At 64.1% G+C, this 21,911-nt stretch carries 24 protein-coding genes; 16 read left to right on the forward strand and 8 right to left on the reverse strand.

The window, feature by feature from the left end:
• Positions 1–43: 43 nt before the first annotated feature.
• Entirely contained in the window at positions 44–541 is a 498-nt protein-coding gene (locus tag AB7531_RS05935) for a pilus assembly protein N-terminal domain-containing protein (RefSeq protein ID WP_063980973.1), read from the forward strand.
• Between the two features lie 188 nt (positions 542–729).
• Here AB7531_RS05935 and AB7531_RS05940 read toward each other — a convergent pair whose 3' ends face one another.
• From AB7531_RS05940 to AB7531_RS05950, 3 genes are all read right to left on the reverse strand, one after another.
• The gene (locus AB7531_RS05940) at positions 730–942 is read right to left on the reverse strand and encodes a cold-shock protein (RefSeq protein WP_028148374.1); all 213 of its coding nucleotides are present in this window, start codon (positions 940–942) and stop codon (positions 730–732) included.
• A 267-nt stretch (positions 943–1,209) separates the two neighbouring features.
• On the reverse strand, positions 1,210–1,497 hold the full coding sequence (infA, locus tag AB7531_RS05945) for a translation initiation factor IF-1 (RefSeq protein ID WP_008131890.1): 288 nt from the start codon (positions 1,495–1,497) through the stop codon (positions 1,210–1,212).
• A gap of 23 nt (positions 1,498–1,520) precedes the next feature.
• Positions 1,521–3,092 carry a DEAD/DEAH box helicase gene (locus AB7531_RS05950; RefSeq protein ID WP_063980974.1) on the reverse strand — a complete coding sequence of 524 codons (1,572 nt, stop codon included), beginning with the start codon at positions 3,090–3,092 and terminating at the stop codon, positions 1,521–1,523.
• Between the two features lie 507 nt (positions 3,093–3,599).
• On the opposite strand from AB7531_RS05950, the gene urtA reads away from it, so the two are divergent.
• From urtA to AB7531_RS06025, 15 genes are all read left to right on the forward strand, one after another.
• Positions 3,600–4,922, forward strand: a complete 1,323-nt coding sequence (gene urtA, locus AB7531_RS05955) for an urea ABC transporter substrate-binding protein (protein ID WP_063980975.1) — start codon at positions 3,600–3,602, stop codon at positions 4,920–4,922.
• Between the two features lie 82 nt (positions 4,923–5,004).
• Positions 5,005–6,612 carry an urea ABC transporter permease subunit UrtB gene (gene urtB, locus AB7531_RS05960; protein ID WP_063980976.1) on the forward strand — a complete coding sequence of 536 codons (1,608 nt, stop codon included), beginning with the start codon at positions 5,005–5,007 and terminating at the stop codon, positions 6,610–6,612.
• Positions 6,609–7,775 carry an urea ABC transporter permease subunit UrtC gene (urtC, locus tag AB7531_RS05965; RefSeq protein WP_063980977.1) on the forward strand — a complete coding sequence of 389 codons (1,167 nt, stop codon included), beginning with the start codon at positions 6,609–6,611 and terminating at the stop codon, positions 7,773–7,775. The genes urtB and urtC overlap by 4 nt, the downstream gene beginning before the upstream one ends.
• Before the next feature lie 5 nt (positions 7,776–7,780).
• Positions 7,781–8,542 carry an urea ABC transporter ATP-binding protein UrtD gene (gene urtD / locus AB7531_RS05970; protein ID WP_014498216.1) on the forward strand — a complete coding sequence of 254 codons (762 nt, stop codon included), beginning with the start codon at positions 7,781–7,783 and terminating at the stop codon, positions 8,540–8,542.
• Between the two features lie 3 nt (positions 8,543–8,545).
• A complete protein-coding gene (gene urtE / locus AB7531_RS05975; protein ID WP_014498215.1) occupies positions 8,546–9,241 on the forward strand; it encodes an urea ABC transporter ATP-binding subunit UrtE in 696 nt (231 codons plus the stop codon).
• Positions 9,242–9,277: 36 nt separating this feature from the next.
• The gene (locus AB7531_RS05980; RefSeq protein ID WP_063980978.1) at positions 9,278–10,108 is read left to right on the forward strand and encodes an urease accessory protein UreD; all 831 of its coding nucleotides are present in this window, start codon (positions 9,278–9,280) and stop codon (positions 10,106–10,108) included.
• A 39-nt stretch (positions 10,109–10,147) separates the two neighbouring features.
• Complete coding sequence (locus AB7531_RS05985; protein ID WP_007605424.1) at positions 10,148–10,450, forward strand: urease subunit gamma; 303 nt, start codon at positions 10,148–10,150, stop codon at positions 10,448–10,450.
• A gap of 10 nt (positions 10,451–10,460) precedes the next feature.
• Entirely contained in the window at positions 10,461–10,766 is a 306-nt protein-coding gene (locus AB7531_RS05990) for an urease subunit beta (protein WP_007599812.1), read from the forward strand.
• A 4-nt stretch (positions 10,767–10,770) separates the two neighbouring features.
• Entirely contained in the window at positions 10,771–11,310 is a 540-nt protein-coding gene (locus AB7531_RS05995; RefSeq protein WP_063980979.1) for an HD domain-containing protein, read from the forward strand.
• Between the two features lie 34 nt (positions 11,311–11,344).
• Positions 11,345–13,060, forward strand: coding sequence for an urease subunit alpha (gene ureC / locus AB7531_RS06000; RefSeq protein WP_071916691.1), 1,716 nt, complete (start codon positions 11,345–11,347; stop codon positions 13,058–13,060).
• A gap of 152 nt (positions 13,061–13,212) precedes the next feature.
• Positions 13,213–13,512 carry a putative quinol monooxygenase gene (locus tag AB7531_RS06005; RefSeq protein ID WP_014498210.1) on the forward strand — a complete coding sequence of 100 codons (300 nt, stop codon included), beginning with the start codon at positions 13,213–13,215 and terminating at the stop codon, positions 13,510–13,512.
• 12 nt (positions 13,513–13,524) lie between these two features.
• Positions 13,525–14,145, forward strand: coding sequence for an urease accessory protein UreE (locus AB7531_RS06010; protein ID WP_063980980.1), 621 nt, complete (start codon positions 13,525–13,527; stop codon positions 14,143–14,145).
• The gene (locus tag AB7531_RS06015; RefSeq protein ID WP_084794959.1) at positions 14,126–14,854 is read left to right on the forward strand and encodes an urease accessory protein UreF; all 729 of its coding nucleotides are present in this window, start codon (positions 14,126–14,128) and stop codon (positions 14,852–14,854) included. Before AB7531_RS06010 ends, AB7531_RS06015 begins: the two co-directional genes overlap by 20 nt.
• 39 nt (positions 14,855–14,893) lie before the next feature.
• Positions 14,894–15,517: an urease accessory protein UreG gene (ureG, locus tag AB7531_RS06020; RefSeq protein WP_063980981.1), complete on the forward strand. Its 624-nt coding sequence runs from the start codon at positions 14,894–14,896 to the stop codon at positions 15,515–15,517.
• A gap of 299 nt (positions 15,518–15,816) precedes the next feature.
• Positions 15,817–17,475: a CHASE domain-containing protein gene (locus AB7531_RS06025; RefSeq protein ID WP_063980982.1), complete on the forward strand. Its 1,659-nt coding sequence runs from the start codon at positions 15,817–15,819 to the stop codon at positions 17,473–17,475.
• Positions 17,476–17,548: 73 nt separating this feature from the next.
• On the opposite strand, the gene AB7531_RS06030 is transcribed toward AB7531_RS06025, so the two are convergent.
• The 5 genes from AB7531_RS06030 to AB7531_RS06050 form a co-directional block, all read right to left on the reverse strand.
• Complete coding sequence (locus AB7531_RS06030; protein ID WP_063980983.1) at positions 17,549–18,157, reverse strand: TetR/AcrR family transcriptional regulator; 609 nt, start codon at positions 18,155–18,157, stop codon at positions 17,549–17,551.
• A 172-nt stretch (positions 18,158–18,329) separates the two neighbouring features.
• Complete coding sequence (locus AB7531_RS06035) at positions 18,330–19,472, reverse strand: OpgC domain-containing protein (RefSeq protein WP_063980984.1); 1,143 nt, start codon at positions 19,470–19,472, stop codon at positions 18,330–18,332.
• A 187-nt stretch (positions 19,473–19,659) separates the two neighbouring features.
• The gene (locus AB7531_RS06040) at positions 19,660–20,115 is read right to left on the reverse strand and encodes a hypothetical protein (RefSeq protein WP_028148388.1); all 456 of its coding nucleotides are present in this window, start codon (positions 20,113–20,115) and stop codon (positions 19,660–19,662) included.
• An 82-nt stretch (positions 20,116–20,197) separates the two neighbouring features.
• Positions 20,198–20,569 carry a DUF883 family protein gene (locus tag AB7531_RS06045; protein WP_028148389.1) on the reverse strand — a complete coding sequence of 124 codons (372 nt, stop codon included), beginning with the start codon at positions 20,567–20,569 and terminating at the stop codon, positions 20,198–20,200.
• 75 nt (positions 20,570–20,644) lie between these two features.
• Positions 20,645–21,757, reverse strand: coding sequence for an AI-2E family transporter (locus AB7531_RS06050; RefSeq protein ID WP_063980985.1), 1,113 nt, complete (start codon positions 21,755–21,757; stop codon positions 20,645–20,647).
• Positions 21,758–21,911 lie beyond the last annotated feature (154 nt).

Genomic DNA, 21,911 nt, shown 5'->3' on the forward strand with positions numbered 1-21,911 from the left:
TCGAATCGCTTCTGCCGGTTTGTGACGTCCCGGGGGTAAGAGTATGCGTAAAGAGTTGCTGCGCCGTCATGCGCGCGTTTGTCTTCTGGTTGCGGCTGCGGTGCTGGCATCGCCGGCCGCCAGCCTTGCCGAGGCGACCGCCGACACCATCGCCGTCAATGTCGACCAGGCCAAGCTGGTCCGGCTGCCCGGCAAGGTGGCGACCATCGTGGTCGGCAATCCCCTGATCGCCGACGTCACGCTCCAGCCCGGCGGCATGATCGTCGTGACCGGGAAGGGCTATGGTGCCACCAATTTCATCGCACTTGATCGGGGCGGTGAGATCCTGGTCGACCGTCAGATCCAGGTCGAAGGTCCGAGCGACCGGCTCGTCACCGTCTATCGCGGGGTCGAGCGCGAGTCCTACAGCTGCATGCCGCTGTGCCAGCGCCGCGTGACGCTCGGCGACAGCGACAACTATTTCAACAACACGATGAGCCAGGCCGGTTCGTTGAGCAACAACGCCAGCGGCAATGCCGGCGCGGCCGCCAAAACGAACTAGCAAGACGAGCTCGCAAGACGAACTGGCAAGACCGACGCGTTGTCCAGCGTCCACGACAGCGCGGATGCGGCCGGTACGATCTGCTGAGTCCATCCGCTCTTTCGGACATAAAAAAAAGGCCGTGCGTTGCGCACGGCCTTTTCCTTTTGCTTGCTCGCTAGAGCCGTCCGGGCCAAAGGCCCGTGGGCTCAACCGGCGGCGCGGAGGTTGTCCGCTGCCGACTTGCCGGAACGACGGTCGGCCACGATCTCGTAAGAGACCTTCTGACCTTCACGCAGCGTGCCGAGACCGGCGCGCTCGACGGCGCTGATGTGTACGAAGACGTCCTGGCCGCCATCGTCGGGCTGGATGAAGCCAAAGCCCTTGGTCGCGTTAAACCACTTCACGGTTCCCATGCTCACGGGGTAGTTCCTTCTCAGATGTGCAGTGTCGAAGCCTACTTTCGCAGGCGGGTTAGATCGAGTTTCTGGAAGGGTCGTCAGCGTGTCTGAACCGGCTGTACCGGTGGATGCCAATGTCGTCCGGCCGAAAATCGATGAGTGATTTTATTGGAATTAAGGCACCAAAACAATCCTGACGTGCACGATTTTTTGATCCGCCGCGATCGACACGGCGGATCAGCATACAGGTCAGAATTTTACTTTCGCAGCCGAGATGCCGGAAGCGGATCAACGGCGGCGGAACTGGCCACCGCGCTGTCCGGGACGGGGAGGCCCGCCCACGCCACTCGGACGTTCGTCCTTGTGGCGGAAAATCAGCCGGCCCTTCTCGAGGTCGTAGGGCGACATTTCCACGGTCACGCGGTCACCCGCCAGCGTCTTGATGCGGTTCTTCTTCATCTTGCCGGCGGTGTAGGCGACGATCTCGTGCCCGGCGTCGAGCTGCACGCGGTAGCGCGCGTCGGGGAGGATTTCGGTGACCAGTCCTTCGAACTGGATCAGCTCTTCCTTAGCCATGAATTTCTCCAGGTCGTGGACGGCTAGTGCGAATAGGGTTTGCGGGTCGGTTGGCCCATCGGCCGACTCTCGCGGCGTAAAAAGGCCACGCCTTGTATCCCATCGGGCTTGCCGGCGCTATGCGCGGAACGCTGTTCCGGGCGCTCGGTTGGGGAAGAATGCGTCTTACCACCGGACCGTTGGCGGCGAGACCCCTTCGAGACCTTCTGGCTACCACCGGGACGTCCGTCAACATGCCTTCCGTCACCGTGCCGACCTTCGCCGGGCCTTCCGTCGCCATGCTTGGCGGCGCTATGGTGGCGTCCGTCGGCATGCCTTTCGTCGGTGCGTCGTCCGTCAGTGTGACGTCCCTCACCATGCCTTGCGCCTTGCGGACGCTGGCCCGGGCGGCCCGGCCGGCCCTGTCGTTGCTGCGGCGGGGGCGGACCCGCATCGCGGCGCCCGGCATCGGTGCGGTGATCCTCACGCGATAGCGTTACCTTGATCAGCCGCTCGATGTCGCGGAGATAGCTGAGTTCCTCGCCGCCGGCGACCAGCGAGATCGCGGTGCCGTCGGCGCCGGCGCGCGCGGTGCGGCCGATGCGGTGCACATAGGTCTCCGGCACGTTCGGCAGGTCGAAATTGATGACGTGGCTGATGCCGTCGACATCGATACCGCGGGCGGCGATGTCGGTGGCGACCAGGGTGCGGATCTCGCCCGAACGGAACTGGGCGAGCGTCCGCTCGCGATGGTTCTGCGACTTGTTGCCATGGATGGCGCTGGCGGCGATGCCAGCCTTCTCAAGCGTCTTCACGACCTTGTCGGCACCATGCTTGGTGCGGGTGAAGACCAGCGCGCGATTGACCGGCTCGTCCTTCAGGAGCTTGGTCAGGAAGGCGGGCTTGGCGGAGAAATCGACCTGGATGATGCGCTGGTTGATCCGCTCGGCGGTCGAGGACACCGGGGTGACCGCAACGCGGGCGGGGTCCCGCAGCATCGCGTCGGCGAGCTCGGCTATATCCTTCGGCATGGTGGCCGAGAAGAACAGCGTCTGCCGCTTGATCGGCAGCTTGGCGACGATTTTACGGATGTCGTTGATGAAGCCCATGTCGAGCATGCGGTCGGCCTCGTCGAGCACGAGGAATTCGACGCTTCCAAGCTTCAGCCCGTTGCTCTGTACGAGGTCGAGCAGCCGGCCGGGGGTCGCCACCAAGACCTCGAGGCCAGGCATCAGCGCGCGAACCTGGCGGCCCATCGGCACGCCGCCGATGGCGAGCGTCGAGGACAGCCGGATGTGGCGGCCGTAGGCGTTGAAACTGTCGAGGATCTGGCCGGACAGCTCGCGGGTGGGCGAGAGCACCAGCACGCGGCAGGTCTTCGGCTGCGGCTTGATGCGGTTCTCGAGCAGGCGGTGCAGGATCGGCAGCGCGAAGGACGCGGTCTTGCCGGTGCCGGTCTGGGCGATGCCGACGACGTCGCGGCCGGTCAGTGCCGTGGGAATCGTCTGGGCCTGGATGGGGGTGGGGGTGACGTAATTCTCTTCGGCGAGAGCACGCGCGATGGGTTCGGCAAGGCCGAAGTCCTGAAAGGAAGTCAAAAGATGGGTTCTTTCCATGTCGAAAGCGAGCGCCCGGCGCAATCAGCGGGGCACGCGCAATAAGGGTGTCGAATGGACACCTGCGTGTTTGGGGTGTCGGATGGCTTGATGGGATGGGGCAAGCCAGAGGCCCGGAAAGGGCTTAAGAACACGCGGCTCGCTACGACCCCTTGATTCGCAAGAGGTCTCGAACCTCCATATGGAACATTCAGGGGGCGGTTTCAAGGCAACGCGGCCTCAAACCGTGATTGCAGTGCAGAAATAGTTATGCCGGAAATTTAGACAGGGTTATTGTTTTGCTTAAAAAATAACCTGTCTGCCGCATTGGCATACATTTTATTCGCCCAAGATTTGGGCAATCGGACTGCGGCGAAAGTTGGATTGCAGCGAAATTATATAATCTGACCAATAGGTTGGCATGTGCCCAGCCCATGGCATGGTTCTTGCGATTCCATTAATCGCAGGCGGCCGTGGGGCCGTTTCGCAGCGTCTTTTTCACGTCTGCGTCAGGGAGATGATACATCCATGCTTAACAAATCCACTCACGATATAGCGGCGTCATTTAGCCGCCGTGGCGTTCTCGCCGCGACCGCCGGACTGATGATGGGTCTGGCTTCATTGACTGGCGCCAAGGCCGCGGACGACACCATCAAGGTCGGCGTCCTTCATTCTCTCTCCGGCACCATGGCCATCAGCGAAACCACGCTGAAGGACACCATCCTCTTCCTCATCGACGAGCAGAACAAGAAGGGCGGCGTCAACGGCAAGAAGCTCGAAGCCGTCGTGGTCGATCCTGCCTCGAACTGGCCGCTGTTCGCTGAAAAGGCGCGCGAGCTGATCACCAAGGACAAGGTCGCGGTCGTGTTCGGCTGCTGGACCTCGGTGTCGCGCAAGTCCGTGCTCCCGGTCTTCAAGGAGCTGAACAGCATCCTGTTCTACCCCGTGCAGTACGAGGGCGAGGAGAGCGAGCGCAACGTGTTCTACACGGGTGCTGCGCCGAACCAGCAGGCGATCCCCGCCGTCGACTATCTGATGAAGGACGAGAAGGTGAAGCGCTGGGTGCTCGCGGGCACCGACTACGTCTATCCGCGCACCACCAACAAGATCCTGGAGGCCTACCTGAAGTCGAAGGGTGTCGCCCAGGAAGACATCATGATCAACTACACGCCGTTCGGTCATTCCGACTGGCAGACGATCGTGGCCGACATCAAGAAGTTCGGCTCGGCCGGCAAGAAGACCGCGGTGGTTTCGACCATCAACGGCGACGCCAACGTTCCCTTCTACAAGGAGCTCGGCAACCAGGGCATCAAGGCCAAGGACATCCCGGTGGTCGCGTTCTCGGTGGGTGAGGAAGAGCTCGCCGGCATCGACACCAAGCCGCTGCTCGGTCATCTCGCCGCCTGGAACTACTTCCAGTCGATCAAGTCGCCCGAGAACGAGAAGTTCATCAAGGCCTGGCAGACCTACACCAAGAACCCGAAGCGCGTGACCAACGATCCGATGGAAGCGCACGTCATCGGTTTCGACATGTGGGTCAAGGCGGTCGAGAAGGTGAAGTCGACCGATCCGGACAAGGTGATCGACGCGCTGCCCGGCATCGAAGCCAAGAACCTGACCGGCGGCACCTCCAAGATGCTTCCGAACCATCACATCACCAAGCCGGTGTTCATTGGCGAAATCAAAGCCAACGGCCAGTTCGACGTGGTGTGGAAGACCCCGGGTCTTGTCGCAGGCGACGCCTGGTCGAAGGAGCTCGATGGCTCCAAGGACCTGGTCGGCGACTGGGTCGGCAAGAAGTGCGGCAACTTCAACACCAAGACCAACAAGTGCCTCGGCTCGGGCTCCTGATCCCGATCTGTCGGTTCATTGCACGACGGGAGGAGGCGGCTATTCCGCCGCCTTCTCCCCACTTCTGCCGGGGTGATTCAAAGTGCCAACCAATTTGTCCGCTCGTCTCTGTACCTTCGTCCTCTCGTTGTTCCTGATCGCGTTCGCACTGCCGGCCTTTGCCGGTCCGTTCGAGGATGCGGTCGCCAAATTCGCCAATGACGATTTCTCCGACACCGATGAGGCGATCGGCGTGGTCGCGAGCAGCGGCAACAAGCTGGCTTTCCCCATCATCAGCGCGCTCCAGGACGGTCGCCTCATGGCCGACCCTGATAGCAAGAAGGTTTACGTCACCGGTGCCGACGGCAAGTCGATCGATGCTGCGACCGGCGAGCCCGTCGCCAGCGTTCCCGACAGCGCCAGCGCGGTGCGCCTCAACAACCGCCTGCGCCGCAGCGTCGACGCTGCGATCGGCAGCCTGACGCTCCAGTCGCCGGATGTCGGAACGCGCCTCCAGGCGGCGCAATCCGTCTTCAAGTCGCACGAGGAGACCGCGCTCGAGCCGGTCGATGCCGCGCTCGCCAAGGAAACCAGCAAATCGGTCAAGGCCGCACTCGGCGATGCCCGCGCCGCGATCCTGCTGTTCAAGTCCGATGCCACCGAGGTCGAGAAGCTCGAGGCGGTCGCGACCCTCAAGGCGCGCGGCGACCAGGAGGCGATGGCGCTGCTGACAGGCATGGGCGATCAGCCGGCCTCGGTGACCAAGGCCGCTGCGAGCGCAATCAGCTCGATCCAGTCTTCGCTCGCGGTCTGGTCCACGGTGCAGAATGCCTGGTACGGCCTCTCACTCGGTTCGGTGCTGCTGCTCGCCGCGATCGGCCTCGCCATCACCTTCGGCGTGATGGGCGTCATCAACATGGCGCATGGCGAGATGGTGATGATCGGCGCCTACACCACCTTCGTGGTGCAGGAGGTGATCCGCACCCGCTATCCCAGCCTGTTCGACTATTCCTTGCTGATCGCCGTGCCGCTCGCCTTCCTCGTCGCCGGCGGCATCGGCGTGCTGATCGAGCGCAGCATCATCCGTTTCCTCTATGGCCGTCCGCTGGAGACGCTGCTGGCAACCTGGGGCCTGTCGCTGGTGCTGCAGCAGGCGGTGCGCACCATGTTCGGCCCGACCAACCGCGAGGTCGGCAATCCCTCCTGGATGAGCGGCGCGTTCGAGCTCGGCCAGATCACCATCACCTACAACCGGCTCTGGATCCTCGTCTTCACGCTCGCGGTGTTCGCGATCCTGCTCGCGATGCTGCGCTACACCGCGCTCGGCCTCGAGATGCGCGCGGTGACGCAGAACCGCCGCATGGCGGCCTCGATGGGCATCGCCACCTCGCGCGTCGACGCGCTGACCTTCGGTCTCGGCTCCGGTATTGCCGGCATCGCAGGCGTAGCGCTGTCGCAGATCGACAATGTCAGCCCCAATCTCGGCCAAAGCTACATCATCGACAGCTTCATGGTCGTGGTGTTCGGCGGCGTCGGCAATCTCTGGGGCACGCTGGTCGGCGCCTTCACACTCGGCATCGCCAACAAGTTCCTGGAGCCGGTCGCCGGCGCCGTGCTCGGCAAGATCGCGATCCTCGTTCTCATCATCCTGTTCATTCAAAAGCGGCCGCGCGGCCTGTTCGCGCTCAAGGGCCGTGCGGTGGAAGCATGACCCCTCACATGCTGACCCGATCGCTGGACCGCGGCGCGACGATCTTTCTCGCCATCGTCGCGGTCTGCGGCATCCTCATCCCGCTCTCAAACCTGCTGCTGCCCGCGGGCTCGTTCCTGCAGGTGCCGACCTATCTGGTCGCGCTCTGGGGCAAATATGTCTGCTACGCGATCCTCGCGCTTTCGATCGATCTGATCTGGGGCTATTGCGGCATCCTCTCGCTCGGCCACGGCGCCTTCTTCGCGCTCGGCGGCTACGCGATGGGCATGTACCTGATGCGGCAGATCGGCACCCGCGGCGTCTACGGCAACCCGATCCTGCCCGACTTCATGGTGTTCCTGAACTATTCGAAGCTGCCCTGGTACTGGTACGGCTTCGACATGTTCTGGTTTGCGGCGCTGATGGTGCTGTTCGTGCCGGGCCTGCTCGCCTTCTGCTTCGGCTGGCTCGCCTTCCGCTCCCGCGTCACCGGCGTGTACCTGTCGATCATCACGCAGGCGATGACCTATGCGCTGCTGCTTGCCTTCTTCCGCAATGATTTCGGCTTCGGCGGCAACAACGGCCTGACCGACTTCAAGGACATCCTCGGCTTCAACGTCCAGGCCGAGGGCACCCGTGCCGCGCTGTTTGCGCTGAGCTGCCTGGCGCTCATCCTGAGCTTCCTGATCTGCCGCTCCGTCGTGTCCTCCAAGCTCGGCAAGGTTCTGATCGCAATTCGCGACGCGGAATCGCGCAGCCGGTTCCTCGGGTACCGCGTCGAATCCTACAAGCTGTTCGTGTTCACGTTGTCGGCCTGCATGGCCGGCGTTGCCGGTGCGCTCTACGTGCCCCAGGTCGGCATCATCAACCCGAGCGAATTCGCACCCGGCAATTCGATCGAGGCGGTGATCTGGGTTGCGGTCGGCGGGCGCGGTACGCTGATCGGCGCGGCACTCGGCGCCGTCGTCGTTAACTATGCAAAAACGTTCTTCACCTCGGGCATGCTCGCGCCCTACTGGCTGTTCATGCTGGGCGCGCTGTTCATCCTGGTGACGCTGCTGCTGCCGAAGGGCATCGTCGGCACCTTCAATGCCTGGTGGGAGTCGTCCAAAGAAAAACGCACCGCAGCCAGCGCGAGCGCCGCGGCCGAAGATGGCGTCACCGAACCCAAGATGGCGGAGTAGGCGCAATGAACGTGATGGATACACGCGCGACCTCCGCGATGCTCTATCTCGACGGCGTGCACGTCTCGTTCGACGGCTTCCACGCCATCAACAATCTGTCGCTGACGCTCGCGCCCGGCGAGATGCGCGCCATCATCGGCCCGAACGGTGCCGGCAAGACCACGATGATGGACATCATCACCGGCAAGACCAAGCCCGACGAGGGCACGGTGCTGTTCGACGGCGTCACCGATTTGACGCGTCTGGACGAGACCCGCATCGCCGAGCTCGGCATCGGCCGCAAATTCCAGAAGCCGACCGTGTTCGAGAGCCAGACCGTGCAGGACAACCTCCTGCTCGCGCTCAATGTCGACCACAGCGTCAAGGGCACGCTGTTCTGGCGCGGCAGCAGGGCGGAGTCCGAGCGCATCGACAAGGTGCTGGAGACGATCCGCCTCACCGATGCCCGCAACCGGCTCGCCGGCAGCCTCAGCCACGGTCAGAAGCAGTGGCTCGAGATCGGCATGCTGCTGGCGCAGGATCCGAAGCTGCTGCTCGTCGACGAGCCCGTCGCGGGCATGACTGACGTCGAGACCCATCTCACCGCCGAGCTGCTGAAAGAAATCAACAAGACCCACACCGTGATGGTCGTCGAGCACGACATGACGTTCGTGCGCGAGCTCGGCGTCAAGGTCACCTGCCTGCATGAAGGCACCGTGCTTGCGGAAGGAACCATCGACCAGGTCTCGTCCAACGAGCGGGTCATCGAAGTCTATCTGGGGCGCTGAGCGATGCTTGAGGTCAAGGACATCAACCTGTTCTACGGCGCGGCGCAGGCGCTGCGCGGCGTCTCCATCGCCGCGGAGCCCGGCAAGGTCACCTGCGTGCTCGGGCGCAACGGCGTCGGCAAGACCTCGCTCCTGCGCGCCATGGTCGGGCAGTACCCGATCTCTTCGGGCGCGATCGTGCTCGACGGCAGCGACATCACGGGCCTCAAGCCCTATGAGCGGGCGCGCAAGGGCATCGGCTTCGTGCCGCAGGGCCGCGAGATATTTCCGCTGCTGACGGTCGAGGAGAACCTCAAGACCGGCTTCGGTCCGCTCAAGCGCGAGGACAGGCACATTCCGGACGACGTGTTCTCGCTGTTCCCGGTGCTGCAATCGATGCTCGGCCGGCGCGGCGGCGACCTCTCCGGCGGCCAACAGCAGCAGCTCGCGATCGGCCGCGCGCTGGTGATGCGGCCGAAATTGCTGCTGCTCGACGAGCCGACCGAAGGCATCCAGCCGTCGATCATCAAGGACATCGGTCGCGCCATCTCGTATCTGCGTAACCTCGGCAACATCGCCATCGTACTGGTCGAACAATATCTCGACTTTGCCTGCGAACTCGGCGACAGTTTCGCGGTGATGGATCGCGGCGCGGTGAAATTCTCCTGCGACCGATCCAATCTCGATCCGGCCGAAATCAGCCGCCAGATGGCGCTGTAATCCGAAAATTTCTGCCGCGGCCGGCTGGGGAGACGGATGCGCAGCGACGCTTTGACGACATCTTCGGTATTCGAGGCGAACCGCGCCCGCGGCGCGGTGCGCTTCGACGTCCATGCCCGCGATGGGGTGACGCGGCGGGGCGTCTTGCATGAGTCCGGCTCCCTGCGCGTGCGCTTTCCCTCGCCGGAGGGCGAGGGGCTCTCCGGCGTGTTCGTCAACACGGCTGGCGGCGTTGCCGGCGGAGACAGTTTTGACATCGAGATCGCGGCAGGTCAGGGCTCGCGCCTGACATTGACCACCGCTGCGGCCGAGAAGGTCTATCGTGCGCCCGGGGCGGCGGCGCAGCTCAATATCGCCTTGAAGGTCGCCGCGGGCGCGCACCTCGGCTGGTTGCCCCAGGAGACGATCCTGTTCGATCGTGCCCGGGTCCATCGTCGCTTCGACATCGAGCTGGACGAGGCCGCCTCGCTTCTGCTTTGCGAAATCGTCGTGTTTGGCCGCACCGCCATGGGCGAGCGGATGGAGCAGGGCGAGTTCATTGATCGCTGGCGGCTGCGTCGTGGTGGCAAGCTGGTGTTCGCCGAAACCGTCAGGCTCGACGGCAATATCGGTGCAAAACTAGGGCGATCGGCGGTGGCCAAGGGCGGTGCCGCGATCGGCACGGCGCTGATCGTTCCCGGCGACGAGCCGCTGATCGAGCGTATCCGCGAGGCCTCGGAGTCATTCGCCGGCGAGGTCGGAATCTCCGCCTGGAATGGCTTTGCAATGGCGCGGTTCTGTGCCCAAGATGCCGCGCGCTTGCGCGCCGATATGATGGCGGTGCTGGCGCGGACCGGCGCGGCGCTGCCGCGGCTGTGGCTGAGTTGATGGCTGCTGAATTGATGCATTGAACGGAAGAGATGCTGCATGAACCTGTCTCCCCGCGAAAAGGACAAGCTCCTGATCTCGATGGCGGCGATCGTCGCCCGCCGCCGGCTGGATCGCGGCGTCAAGCTCAACCATCCCGAGGCGATCGCGATCATCTCCGACTTCATCCTCGAAGGCGCGCGCGACGGCCGTACCGTCGCCGAGCTGATGCAATCCGGCGCGCAGGTTCTCACCCGCGACCAGGTGATGCCGGGCATTCCCGAAATGATCCACGACATCCAGGTCGAGGCGACCTTTCCGGACGGCACCAAGCTCGTCACCGTGCACGAGCCGATCAGGTAGGAGCGAGAGCATGATTCCCGGCGAACTCTTCATCCAGGACGGCGAGATCGAGCTCAATGCCGGCCGCAAGACCGTGACGCTGACGGTGGCCAACACCGGCGACCGCCCGATCCAGGTCGGCTCGCACTACCATTTCTTCGAGACCAACCCGGCGCTGAAATTCGACCGCAAGAAAGCCCGCGGCATGCGCCTCGACATCGCCGCCGGCACCGCCGTCCGCTTCGAGCCCGGCCAGACCCGCGACGTCCAGCTCGTCGCCGTGGCCGGCAAGAAGACCATCTACGGTTTTCGCGGCGACGTGATGGGGAAGCTGTGAGTCCATGCTCCCCGCCGTCCGCCTCGTCTCCGAAGCTGCTGAGCTGGCCGCGCGCCGGCACAACGGCATGGCGCGCAAGGGGCGGGGGAACGAGCCTTACATCAACCATCTCGCGGAGGTCGCGAACCTGCTGGCGACGGCGACCGATGGCGCGGATGCCGAGCTGGTCGCGGCCGGGTGGCTGCACGACGTGATCGAGGACACCGACACCACTCGCGAGGAGCTCGCACAGAAATTCTCTGATCGCGTCGCCTCTCTCGTCGTTGAATGCACTGACGACATGAGCCTGCCCAAACCAGAGCGGCGACGCCGGCAGATCGTCGATGCGCCGAAGAAATCTGCCGGAGCAAAACTCATCAAGATCGCCGACAAGATCAGCAACATCGGCGCGCGCATTCATTCCGACCCGTCCGCCGAAGAGCGCGACGATCTCGCCGACTACACGGGCTGGGCTGAGCAGGTCGTCGCCGGATGCCGTGGCGGCAATTCGTGGCTCGATGCAAAATTCGACGATGCCGTAAGCGCAGCGAGGGCTTCGCTGTGAACAACCAAAAATTCAAACGCAAACGGGGCTTGTGATGTCCGTCAAAATAAAGCGTTCCGTCTATGCCGACATGTTCGGCCCGACCACCGGCGACAAGGTGCGGTTGGCCGACACCGATCTCATCATCGAGGTCGAGAAGGATTTCACCACCTACGGCGAGGAGGTGAAGTTCGGCGGCGGCAAGGTGATCCGCGACGGCATGGGCCAGTCGCAGGTCACCAACAAGCAGGGTGCGGCCGACACCGTCATCACCAATGCCCTGATCGTCGACCACTGGGGCATCGTGAAGGCCGACGTTGCGATCAAGGACGGCATGATTTCGGCGATCGGCAAGGCTGGTAATCCCGACATCCAGCCGGGCGTCACCATCATCGTCGGCCCCGGCACCGACGTGATCGCGGGCGAAGGAAAAATCCTCACCGCCGGCGGCTTCGACAGCCACATCCATTTCATCTGTCCGCAGCAGATCGAGCACGCGCTGATGTCTGGCGTCACCTCGATGCTCGGCGGCGGCACCGGTCCCTCGCACGGCACGTTCGCCACCACCTGCACGCCGGGACCGTGGCACATGGGGCGGATGATCCAGTCGTTCGACGCCTTCCCGGTCAATCTCGGCATCTCCGGCAAGGGTAACGCGTCGCGGCCCGCCGCCCTGGTCGAGATGATCAAGGGCGGCGCCTGCGCGCTGAAGCTGCACGAGGACTGGGGCACCACGCCGGCTGCGATCGACAACTGCCTGTCGGTGGCCGACGATTACGACGTCCAGGTCATGCTGCATTCCGACACGCTGAACGAATCCGGCTTCGTCGAGGATACGATCAAGGCCTTCAAGGGCCGTACCATCCACGCCTTCCACACCGAGGGCGCCGGCGGCGGTCACGCCCCCGACATCATCAAGGTCGCGGGGCTGAAGAATGTGCTGCCGTCCTCGACCAACCCGACGCGGCCCTTCACCCGCAACACCATCGACGAGCATCTGGACATGCTGATGGTGTGCCACCATCTCGATCCCTCGATCGCGGAAGACCTCGCGTTTGCGGAGAGCCGCATCCGCAAGGAGACCATCGCGGCCGAGGATATCCTGCACGATCTCGGCGCGCTCTCGATGATGTCCTCGGACTCGCAGGCCATGGGCCGACTCGGCGAGGTCATCATCCGGACGTGGCAGACCGCGGACAAGATGAAGAAGCAGCGCGGGTCGCTCGACCAGGACAAAGGCAAGGACAACGACAACTTCCGCGTCAAGCGCTACATCGCCAAGTACACGATCAATCCTGCGATCGCGCACGGCGTGTCGAAGCTGATCGGATCGGTCGAGAAGGGCAAGCTCGCCGACCTCGTGCTGTGGTCGCCGGCCTTCTTCGGCGTCAAGCCGGACTGTATCATCAAGGGCGGCTCGATCGTCGCCGCCCCCATGGGCGATCCCAACGCCTCGATCCCGACGCCGCAGCCGGTGCACTATCAGCCGATGTTCGGTGCCTTCGGCAAGGCGCGCACCGCGTCGTCCGTGGTGTTCACCTCGAAGGCGGCGGTCACCGGCGGCCTCGCGCGAAAGCTCGGCATCGACAAGAAGCTCTATGCGGTGCAGAACACCCGCGGAAAGATCTCGAAGAAGAGCATGATCCACAACGACGCCACGCCCAATATCGAGGTCGATCCCGAGACCTACGAGGTGCGCGCCGACGGCGAACTGCTGACCTGCGCGCCCGCCGAGGTGCTGCCGATGGCGCAGCGATATTTCATGTACTGAAATAGCGTCTGGATGCATGTCCCCGGCGCATGTCCCGATTGCATGTCTTGTTGCATGTCCTGGGGCGGCTTTTCCGGTTTTGCGTTCGACCCCGCCTGGTCTAAGGTCCCGCCCGGTATCTTACCTTAGAAGAAAAGCCGGGAGGATTTCTCGTGATTTACGTCGTTGCCACCTTGACCATCAAGCCCGAGACGCGCGCCGAATTCATTGCGGCCGCCACCGCCTGCATCAAGGAGACGCGGAAGGAGCCCGGCAACATCGCCTATGATTTGCACGAGAGCGTCACCGATCCCGCCAAGATGGTGTTCGTCGAGCAGTGGGAGAGCGCCGAGGCGCTGGTGCCGCATCGCGCCATGGAGCACATGAAGACGTTCGGCCGCGTCGCGGTGAAGTGTTTTACGGCGCCGCCGAAGATTGAAGTGATCACGCCCGAGAAGGTCGAGACACGGTAACGGGGTAAAAGCATGATCCGGGCGACGCAGGTTAAGGGACAGCACGGCTTCACGGAGACGCCGGCGGATACGGTGGTGCTCGATTTCGACGACCGGCACCGCCGCCGCATGGCGATGACGGGGACGCGGGGCCTCGAATTCCTGCTCGACCTGGAGAATGCCGTCGCACTGCGCGGCGGTGATGCGTTGGTGCTGGAGGACGGCAGGCTGGTCGAAGTGGTCGCGGCGCCCGAGCCGCTGCTGGAGATCCGCGGCCGCGATCCGCACCACCTCATTCGCGTCGGCTGGCATCTCGGCAATCGCCATTTGCCGACGCAGATCATGGCCAAGAGCCTGCGCATCCGCCGCGACCATGTCATCGAGGCCATGGTGAAGGGTCTCGGCGCGCGCGTGATCGAGATCGAGGCGCCGTTCGATCCCGAGGGCGGCGCTTACGCCGACGGCGGCCACGCACATGGTCACGATGATCACGGGCATCACGATCACGACCATCATCACCATGATCATGGTCACGATCACCACGACCACCATGATCATGCCGCGCATGACCATGGCCACGACCATCACCACGACGAGCATTGCGACCACCCCGACCACCACCACGGCCACAAGCATGCTCATGACCACAAATGAGCCGGTGAGTGCCGGTGACCTCGCCGAGCGCGAGGCGGCGGCGCTGTACCGGCTGATGACGTGGCTGTCGCCAGCCTTTCCGGTCGGCGGCTTCTCCTATTCCAGCGGCATCGAATGGGCGGTCGAGGCGGGCGACATCGCTGACACCGCGACGCTGGCCGACTGGCTCGACGCCATGCTGGGCGATGGTTCCGGCTTTTGCGATGCGACGTTCCTGGTCCACGCCTATCGCGCCACTGAATTGGGCGAGGACACCACCTTGAACGATATCGCGGAGCTCGCCGCCGCCTTCGTGCCGTCGCGCGAGCGGCAGCTCGAGACGACCTCGCAGGGCCGCGCCTTCATCGACATCTCCCGCGCCGCGTGGGATGCCGACGGGCTGAATGCCATGGTGGCGGCATGTCGCACGGCACTGATCTATCCTGTCGCCGTCGGCGTGGTTGCCGCGGTGCACGGCGTGCCGCTGGCGCCGACGCTGCACGCCTTCCTGCATGCGCTGGTCTCGAACTGGATTTCGGCGGCGAGCCGCCTCATTCCGCTCGGCCAGACCGACAGCCAGCGGGTGCTGGTGAAGCTGGAAGCCGCCGTTGCCGCGACCGCCAATCGTGCGTTGAATGCGAACTTGGATGACCTCGGCAGCGCGACCTTCCGCGCCGATCTCGCCAGCCTGCGGCACGAGACGCAATATACGCGGCTGTTTCGCTCGTGAGCGGTGCGGCCTTTAATCCATCGAGAGAGAGCGAGTGACATGTCGAAATCTCACGGCCCCTTGCGCGTCGGAATAGGCGGCCCGGTCGGATCGGGCAAGACCGCGCTGATGGACCTGCTCTGCAAGACCATGCGCGAGCGCTATGACATTGCGGCGATCACCAACGACATCTACACCAAATGGGATGCGGAATTCCTGGTGCGCTCGGGCTCGCTGACGCCGGACCGCATCGCCGGCGTCGAGACCGGCGGCTGCCCGCACACCGCGATCCGCGAGGACGCTTCGATGAACCTGGCCGCGGTCGCCGACATGCGCGCAAAATTCCCCGGGCTCGACCTCGTGCTGATCGAGTCCGGCGGCGACAATCTGGCTGCCACTTTTTCCCCGGAGCTCGCCGACCTCACCATCTACGTCATCGACGTGGCGGCCGGCGACAAGATCCCGTCCAAGGGCGGCCCCGGTATCACCCGCTCCGACCTCCTGGTCATCAACAAGATCGACCTCGCGCCCCATGTCGGCGCCTCCCTGGAGAAGATGGAGACGGACGCCAGGCGCATGCGCGGCGCGCGCCCCTTCGTCATGACCAACCTGAAAAAGAGCGAGGGGCTCGACCAGATCGTCGGCTTCATCGAGGCCAAAGGCGGCCTGAAACGGGCGGGCTGACGGCGCGACGACGTGGCGCAGGCGTTTTCCGCCGTTAACGTCTGGGGCAAAAGCCGCATCCGCGGAACAAATTTCGGACACGGCGATTAACTACCTCCGGTGCCCGGAGCAAAGCCTTCATGGCCAGACCATCGGCCGGGCGAATTAAGCTTTTCAGGCGACCGAAGTTGCGTACTGATGCCTCCTCCTTCATTATCTCCGTTACTGGGGTCCACTCTGTTTCGGCACATGGCCGTTCGAGCGGCGTTGATATGCTCCGTGTTTATTGCCGACCTGCTGTTTTCGCCTGAGTAGTCGAAGTGGTCCGGCTGGGTTTTATCATCGGTTTCATCGCCCTGCTCGGAGCCCTGCTCTCCGGGCTCGCGGCCTATCGCGTCCACGACCAGGAGCTGGCACTGGACCGGATCGCGCTGGCGCGCGCGATCGACGTCCACGCGAGCCTGGTCCAGGACCGGCTGACCGAGCGCGAGCTGCTCGCGCGTGTCGCCTCAGGCTTGTTCCGTGCGCCGTCGGTCATCAAGCCGAACATGCTGGAGCCGCTGCGCTCGGCCATCTACGCCTTCAAGACCGATTTCGTGGTCGCCGGGTGGGTCGCCCGGCTGAAGCCGAACGAGCTTCTCCCGGCGGAGGACGCGATCGCGAGCGCCGGCTTCCCCAATCCGCAGATTCGCACGTATGACGACAAGCCGATCGATCTTGCGAAGGTCACCCAGCCGATCGACGTGCTGATGGACCTCGAACCGCGCAGCAACGAGACCAAGGCGCTGCCCGGCCGCAGCTACGAGCAGGATCAGGTGCGCAGCGCCATGCTGACGCGTGCGCGTGTCGAGAAGAGGTCGGTCGCCTCGGACCCGGTTCAGTTGCTGCGTGGCGGCGGGCCCATCGGCATCATCGTGGCCGCGCCCGTCATTCCCGAGGGCGCGACCGAGCCGGCCGGCTTCGTCACGTTTTCCTACGAGCTCGCCTCCCTGATGCTGACCAATGACGACATGTCGTTGTTCTCGGTCGCGCTGAAGGATCCGCGCAGGGAAGGTGGCGAGCTCGTTGCCAACGACCAGGGCGTGGTCTCGTCACGCATGACGGCAGCGGACGGGCCGGCGCCGTCGGCGACGCGCACGGTGAGCTTTGGCGGCCGCGACTGGCATCTCGGCTACTACGCCAAGACCAATTCGGCGCGGCGCGCTGAGCAGACGGCGATCATCGTGGCGGCGATCGGTTTTGCCATCACCGCGATGGTGTGCGGCCTGTTCGGCTATGTCGCCTACAACAATCTGCGGCTCAGCCGGGAAATCCAGGTGCGGATCGGCTTCGAGCGCCGGCTGACCGCCGTCATCGACGAGCTCAACCACCGGGTCAAGAACATCCTGGCGGTGATCCAGTCGATCGTGACGCGCACGCTGCGCCACGGCTCGGACATCGACGTTGCGCGTGAACTGCTGATCGGCCGCATCCACGCCATGTCCAACGTGGTCTCGCTGCTCAGCGAGAGCCAGTGGCAGGGCGTCAAGCTGAAGGGCCTGTTCGAGGCGCGCGCCATCCCGCATGCCGATCGCATCGCCGTCACCGGCCCCGACATCGCGGTCAGCGCGCGCGCCGCGCAGAGCCTGTCGCTCCTGTTCTTCGAGCTCGCCTCGCACTCCGACGAAGGTCTGTCGCTGGTCGGAAAGCATCCGCACATCACCGCGAATTGGACGGTGACGGGCGAGGGGACCGACGAGGTCTTCCATTTCCGCTGGGAGGAGTTCAACACCAGCGAGGCGACGCGCCGCCCGGATTCCGATTTCGGTCTGATCCTGCTCGACCGTGTCGCGCCCGAAGCGCTCGGCGGCACCGCCAAGCGCTACTTCACCGACGCCTCCTACGTCTATGAATTGACGGCGCCGATGGAGACGGTGGTCGACATGTCCGAGCGCGACCGCACGGACAAGATCTCGGCGCCGGTCAGGCCGGTGCGATAGAGGTCGAGCTTCAGATTGTTGCTTTGAGCATGATCTTTTCGGAAAACCGCTTCGCACTTTTCCGGATCATGCTCTAACCCTTCGGCCGCAGCACCAGGTCGACCAGATTGCGCGCGTAGGCCGGCGTGATCGGTGCAATGCCGAAGACGTAGCGGTAGAACAGGCTGCCATAGATGGCGTCGTAGAGATACTCGGGCGCTCCCTCCGCCAGGATGCTGCCATCCGTCTGGCCAGCGGCGATCATCTCGACCAGTGCGTCGCGGCGGAATTGCAGGTAGCGGGCATAGAACAGCTCCGCCGAGCCGGTCTTGGAAATGCATTCGGAGACGACGGCGAGCTGCACCTTGCCGAACTCGCCCTGGAGCGCCTCGGCATAGGCCGCGGCATGGCGGCGTGCGCGCGCCGCGGGGCTGCCGGAGCTCGCAGGCGGCAGCGGCAGCATCTGCGCGGCATGATGAAGGAAGGCGTCGATCAGCAGCGCTTCCCGCGACGGCCACCATTTGTAGATCGTCATCTTGGAGACGCTGGAGTGGCGTGCGACGGCGTCGATGGAGGTGGCGGCAAGGCCGGTGGCGGCCATCAGCGCATAGGCGCTTTCGAGAATGGCGTTGGTGGTCTCGATCGATCGCGGCCGGCCGCGCCGGGGCGCGCTGTCAGCCTCATCACCCCCGCCCTTTGCCATCGCCACGCCCGGTCCCCTCACGCAGAGGCTCCCCGCATAGCGCAGCCACAGGTCTCGGCCTAGCAGAATCGCACGATTATTTGGCTCGAGCGAAGTGGGTACCGGTTCGCGTGAAGAAAACGCGTCAAGACAGGAATCTAGAGCTCCGTTCCGATTAGATCGGAACGGAGCTCTAGGCCTGCTGCCGCAGGGCGGCCGGAAGGTCCTGCCGCCTCGACCACGAGATGTAATAGGCCACAGCCGTCATCGCCGCGAAGCCAACGAGGCTTACCGCGATCTGCATCACCACGAGGTTCGGTCCGGTGATCAGGATGAGATGGCCGGCGAAGGACAGGAACACGGCAACGCAGAACACCGCGAGCCATTCCTCGCCGCATGTGATCACCGCCTGAAGCGGCCGCAACTTCAGGCCGGGGTGGTCGGCCGGAATGAGATGGGTCGCGAGGAAGGCGAGCGCGAGGAAATGGATCACGCGATAGGGCGCGAGGTTTTCCTTGTCTGTCGGCGCGATGCTGTTGACGACGACGTCCGGCAAATAGACGGCCAGCGCGGGCGAATGCCGCATCAAGGTGACCGCCATCGCGAAGATGAGATAGGCACCCGCGAGGATCCGCAGCCAGGACATGCCGTGCAACGCGCGTCCGGAGGCGCCTGTTACGGCGAACCAGCCGCCGAGGACCATCAGCATCTGCCAGCACAGCGGATTGAAGGTCCAGTCCTGGTCCGGATAGACCCGGAAATTCCAGTCGAACCAGCGCGCCGCAACGTACAGCGCGACCGATGCCGCCAGCGTCAGGTTCGGCCGCCGCAACAAACCCCATAGCGCAAACGGAAAGAACGCCATCAGCGGGATCATCAGTTGCAGGAGGTCGAGGTTCAGCGGCTCTTCCTGGAGCACGAGGCCGCGGACCAGGATGCGCAGCGGATGATCGAGAATGCCCGAGATGTTGTATTCGTGGATGATCTCCGGCGCCATCGATTGCGAGGCGACATAGGCGATGGTGTCGATATAGATCACGAAGAGCACGACATAGGCAGCGTAGAGCCGCCAGACGCGGCGGAAGATGCGCGTCGCCGCGACGACGTAGCCGCGCTCCAGCGCCATCCTGCCGTGAATGATGGCGACGCCATAACCCACCACGAACACGAACAGGTCAGCGGCGCCGCTGAAGCCGAAATTTCGCAGCGTCAGGAGATTAACGACGTTGTTCGGGATGTGGTCGACGAACACCGACCAGTTGGCAATGCCGAGCGTCAAATACAATCTGGCATCGTGATGGAATGCGGCGAGGTTCGCCTTGACGGACGGTTTCATCGCGGAAAATGACTTTTGGAATCACGGGCGCTGCTTTTAGCGGCAACCGCCCGCCTATCCGAGTAGCGTTTGCGTGAGGGGGGCTGGAATTGTCCAATCTGGCGCAAAATTGCGCATGATCGCCGGATGGAATTCCCGCAAGCTCGCCCGTTCTGCCGACGACGAAATTATCTTAGCGCTTCGACCGCTATTCGGCCGGTTCAGCCGAGGCTTCGTCGGATGCGCCGGCGCGGCTCGCCATGATTCCGAGGGCGACGCCGCCGATCGCCAGGATCGGCAGCAGCCGCTTGATTCCGATGGCGCGAACGATCTGGAGGCCCGTCGCGAGCAGCATGGGGTCGGCGAGCATGCTCGAAGCGGCCGACTTCGCGGCGCGCTCGGCGGCGATCCGGGCGCGCTTCCGCATCTCCCGCTTGTAGCCCCAATAGCTCCCCGCCGCGGCAAGCGTCAGCAGGAAGAAGATGCCGGCGCCGGCGAGGCAGGCCTGCACCGGTCCATAGGTCTGAAGGACCGAGATGAAGGCGGCCGCGCAGAGAAAGCCCGTGGTGATGAAGAGCGCGAGTGCCGCGCCCGCGGCGAGCGATGTCAGGCGGACGGTCGCGCCCGTCGATGCGCTGATGCCGTCGATGATGCGCTGTAACATGGCCTTGCTCCTCAGATCCCCGCAAGCCGGCAGCGACGGCGCGACAGCGCCGCCGTAACAACGTCAAGGTCCTGCGCCCACGCTACCGGCGCCAGGCGACACCGATCAGGAAGCCGATGCCGAGCGCGAGTCCGACGGTCGCGAGCGGCCGCTGCGTGATGGCATCTTCCAGCGTTTCCTCGATCGAGCCGTAGGCGTCTTGCGCAGCTTCCATCATGGCGCTGCCGCGATCCGACATGTCGTCGACCGCGGAATCCACGCTCTCGCGGGCCTGGCGATAGCCGCGGCGGGCCTGCTTGCTGGTGGAATTGGCAAAGGTGTTGAGCGCGTCGGTGATCTGATCGGTGAGGGCGGCGATATCGCTTTTCACGGCTGCTACATCCTTCTCGAGGCGTTCTCTGGTGGCTTTGTCGGTCCAGTCTCTCATCCCGGTTTCGCCATTGGTTGACATCAGGAGCTCCAAAGCTGTTGGCGGCTGAGATAGCCGGAAAACGTTTCGTGCCCGGGTAAGTTCCGTTCGGGAAACCGGTCATGCCTGCGGCAGCTGCGGCGAATTCTCCGGCAGCAGATGCTCCTTCAGGATCAGCCCGACGATCAGGAGCGGCGACGACAGGAATGCGCCCATCGGCCCCCACAGCCAGGTCCAGAAGGCCAGCGCGATGAAGACGGCAAGCGCGTTCAGGGAAAGCCTGCGCCCGATGATGGTCGGCGTGACGAAGTGTCCTTCCAGGAAGGTGATGCCGCCGAAGGCGAGCCCCGCCATCAGTCCGCCGCCGATGGTCGGGAAGGCGACGAGCCCCACCACGACCAGGATGACGAACATCGCGACCGGTCCGATGATCGGGATGAAGTTGAGCGCCGCCGCAAGCGCGCCGAGCCCGGCCGGATTGGGCATGCCGGTGACGGCGCAGATGAGACCGGTTGCGATACCCACGCCGACATTGATCAGCGTCACCGTCAAAAGATAGTTGCCGAGATGGACCTCGATCTCGTTGAGGATCCGCAGCGTGCGCAGCCGCGAATCGCGATCGCCGAAATTCATGATCAGCGCCCGCCGCAGGTCGCGCCAGCTCGCGATGAACAGGATCAGCGTGGCGAAGAACAGCAGGAATTCGGCGAAGGTCGGCGACAGGAATTCCAGCGTCGGTTGCACCCATTCGGTTTTCGGCAGCGGAAGGCTAGGCAGCCCCTCCGAGCCGCCCACCATCGTCTGCAATTCCTTCCACAGCGCCAGCGGCCGGTCGAAGACGTGCATCTTCTCCTTCAACTGCGCGCCCAATTCCGGCAGGCGCGAGCTCCACTCCATCGCTGGCACGGCAATCAGCGCGACGACGAAGGCGACCACCGTCGTCACCGCGATCACGATCAGCACGGCGCCGAAGGCGCGCGGCACATGCCGCCGCTCGAGAAAGCTCGCGGCCGGCGACAACATGGTGCCGGCGACGACCGCCATCACGACCGGGAGGAAGAATGCCCTGGCGACGTAGAGCACGGCGACCACGGCAATCAGGAACAGACCGGCGAGCGCAAAGGCGACGAACTCGGTGCGGCGGATCACCGGCGGCAGCTCGACATGGCTGTCGGGAAGCGGGGCGCCCTCGTTATTGCCGGAAATCAGACGTTCAGTGGGAAGGACGCGCACAATATCTCCTCCCGCACGGAAGCCTCCGCGCGCCCATTGTTGGCAGTAGAACGTCCGGGCGGACGTTCCGGTTCCATCGCGGTTTCGTGAAGTTTTGCTCGCTTGACTGTGACCTCGCCGCCGCAGCGAGCGGTGGAACTTGAGTCGGTCCAGC

Source organism: Bradyrhizobium sp. 63_E2_N1_3 (genome assembly GCF_052076005.1).
Taxonomy (GTDB): Bacteria; Pseudomonadota; Alphaproteobacteria; order Rhizobiales; family Xanthobacteraceae; genus Bradyrhizobium; species Bradyrhizobium barranii.

What these genes read in the sequence shown, in the direction of transcription:
- AB7531_RS06015 (WP_084794959.1), top strand. Translation starts at nt 14,126, where the DNA reads ATGCTCATGACCACAAATGAGCCGGTGAGTGCCGGTGACCTCGCCGAG.
- AB7531_RS05985 (WP_007605424.1), top strand. Translation starts at nt 10,148, where the DNA reads ATGAACCTGTCTCCCCGCGAAAAGGACAAGCTCCTGATCTCGATGGCG.
- urtD (WP_014498216.1), top strand. Translation starts at nt 7,781, where the DNA reads ATGAACGTGATGGATACACGCGCGACCTCCGCGATGCTCTATCTCGAC.
- AB7531_RS06010 (WP_063980980.1), top strand. Translation starts at nt 13,525, where the DNA reads ATGATCCGGGCGACGCAGGTTAAGGGACAGCACGGCTTCACGGAGACG.
- ureC (WP_071916691.1), top strand. Translation starts at nt 11,345, where the DNA reads ATGTCCGTCAAAATAAAGCGTTCCGTCTATGCCGACATGTTCGGCCCG.
- AB7531_RS06035 (WP_063980984.1), bottom strand. Translation starts at nt 19,472, where the DNA reads ATGAAACCGTCCGTCAAGGCGAACCTCGCCGCATTCCATCACGATGCC.
- AB7531_RS05990 (WP_007599812.1), top strand. Translation starts at nt 10,461, where the DNA reads ATGATTCCCGGCGAACTCTTCATCCAGGACGGCGAGATCGAGCTCAAT.
- AB7531_RS06040 (WP_028148388.1), bottom strand. Translation starts at nt 20,115, where the DNA reads ATGTTACAGCGCATCATCGACGGCATCAGCGCATCGACGGGCGCGACC.
- AB7531_RS06030 (WP_063980983.1), bottom strand. Translation starts at nt 18,157, where the DNA reads ATGGCAAAGGGCGGGGGTGATGAGGCTGACAGCGCGCCCCGGCGCGGC.
- AB7531_RS05935 (WP_063980973.1), top strand. Translation starts at nt 44, where the DNA reads ATGCGTAAAGAGTTGCTGCGCCGTCATGCGCGCGTTTGTCTTCTGGTT.
- urtA (WP_063980975.1), top strand. Translation starts at nt 3,600, where the DNA reads ATGCTTAACAAATCCACTCACGATATAGCGGCGTCATTTAGCCGCCGT.
- urtC (WP_063980977.1), top strand. Translation starts at nt 6,609, where the DNA reads ATGACCCCTCACATGCTGACCCGATCGCTGGACCGCGGCGCGACGATC.
- AB7531_RS05950 (WP_063980974.1), bottom strand. Translation starts at nt 3,092, where the DNA reads ATGGAAAGAACCCATCTTTTGACTTCCTTTCAGGACTTCGGCCTTGCC.
- AB7531_RS05995 (WP_063980979.1), top strand. Translation starts at nt 10,771, where the DNA reads ATGCTCCCCGCCGTCCGCCTCGTCTCCGAAGCTGCTGAGCTGGCCGCG.
- urtE (WP_014498215.1), top strand. Translation starts at nt 8,546, where the DNA reads ATGCTTGAGGTCAAGGACATCAACCTGTTCTACGGCGCGGCGCAGGCG.
- AB7531_RS05980 (WP_063980978.1), top strand. Translation starts at nt 9,278, where the DNA reads ATGCGCAGCGACGCTTTGACGACATCTTCGGTATTCGAGGCGAACCGC.
- ureG (WP_063980981.1), top strand. Translation starts at nt 14,894, where the DNA reads ATGTCGAAATCTCACGGCCCCTTGCGCGTCGGAATAGGCGGCCCGGTC.
- infA (WP_008131890.1), bottom strand. Translation starts at nt 1,497, where the DNA reads ATGGCTAAGGAAGAGCTGATCCAGTTCGAAGGACTGGTCACCGAAATC.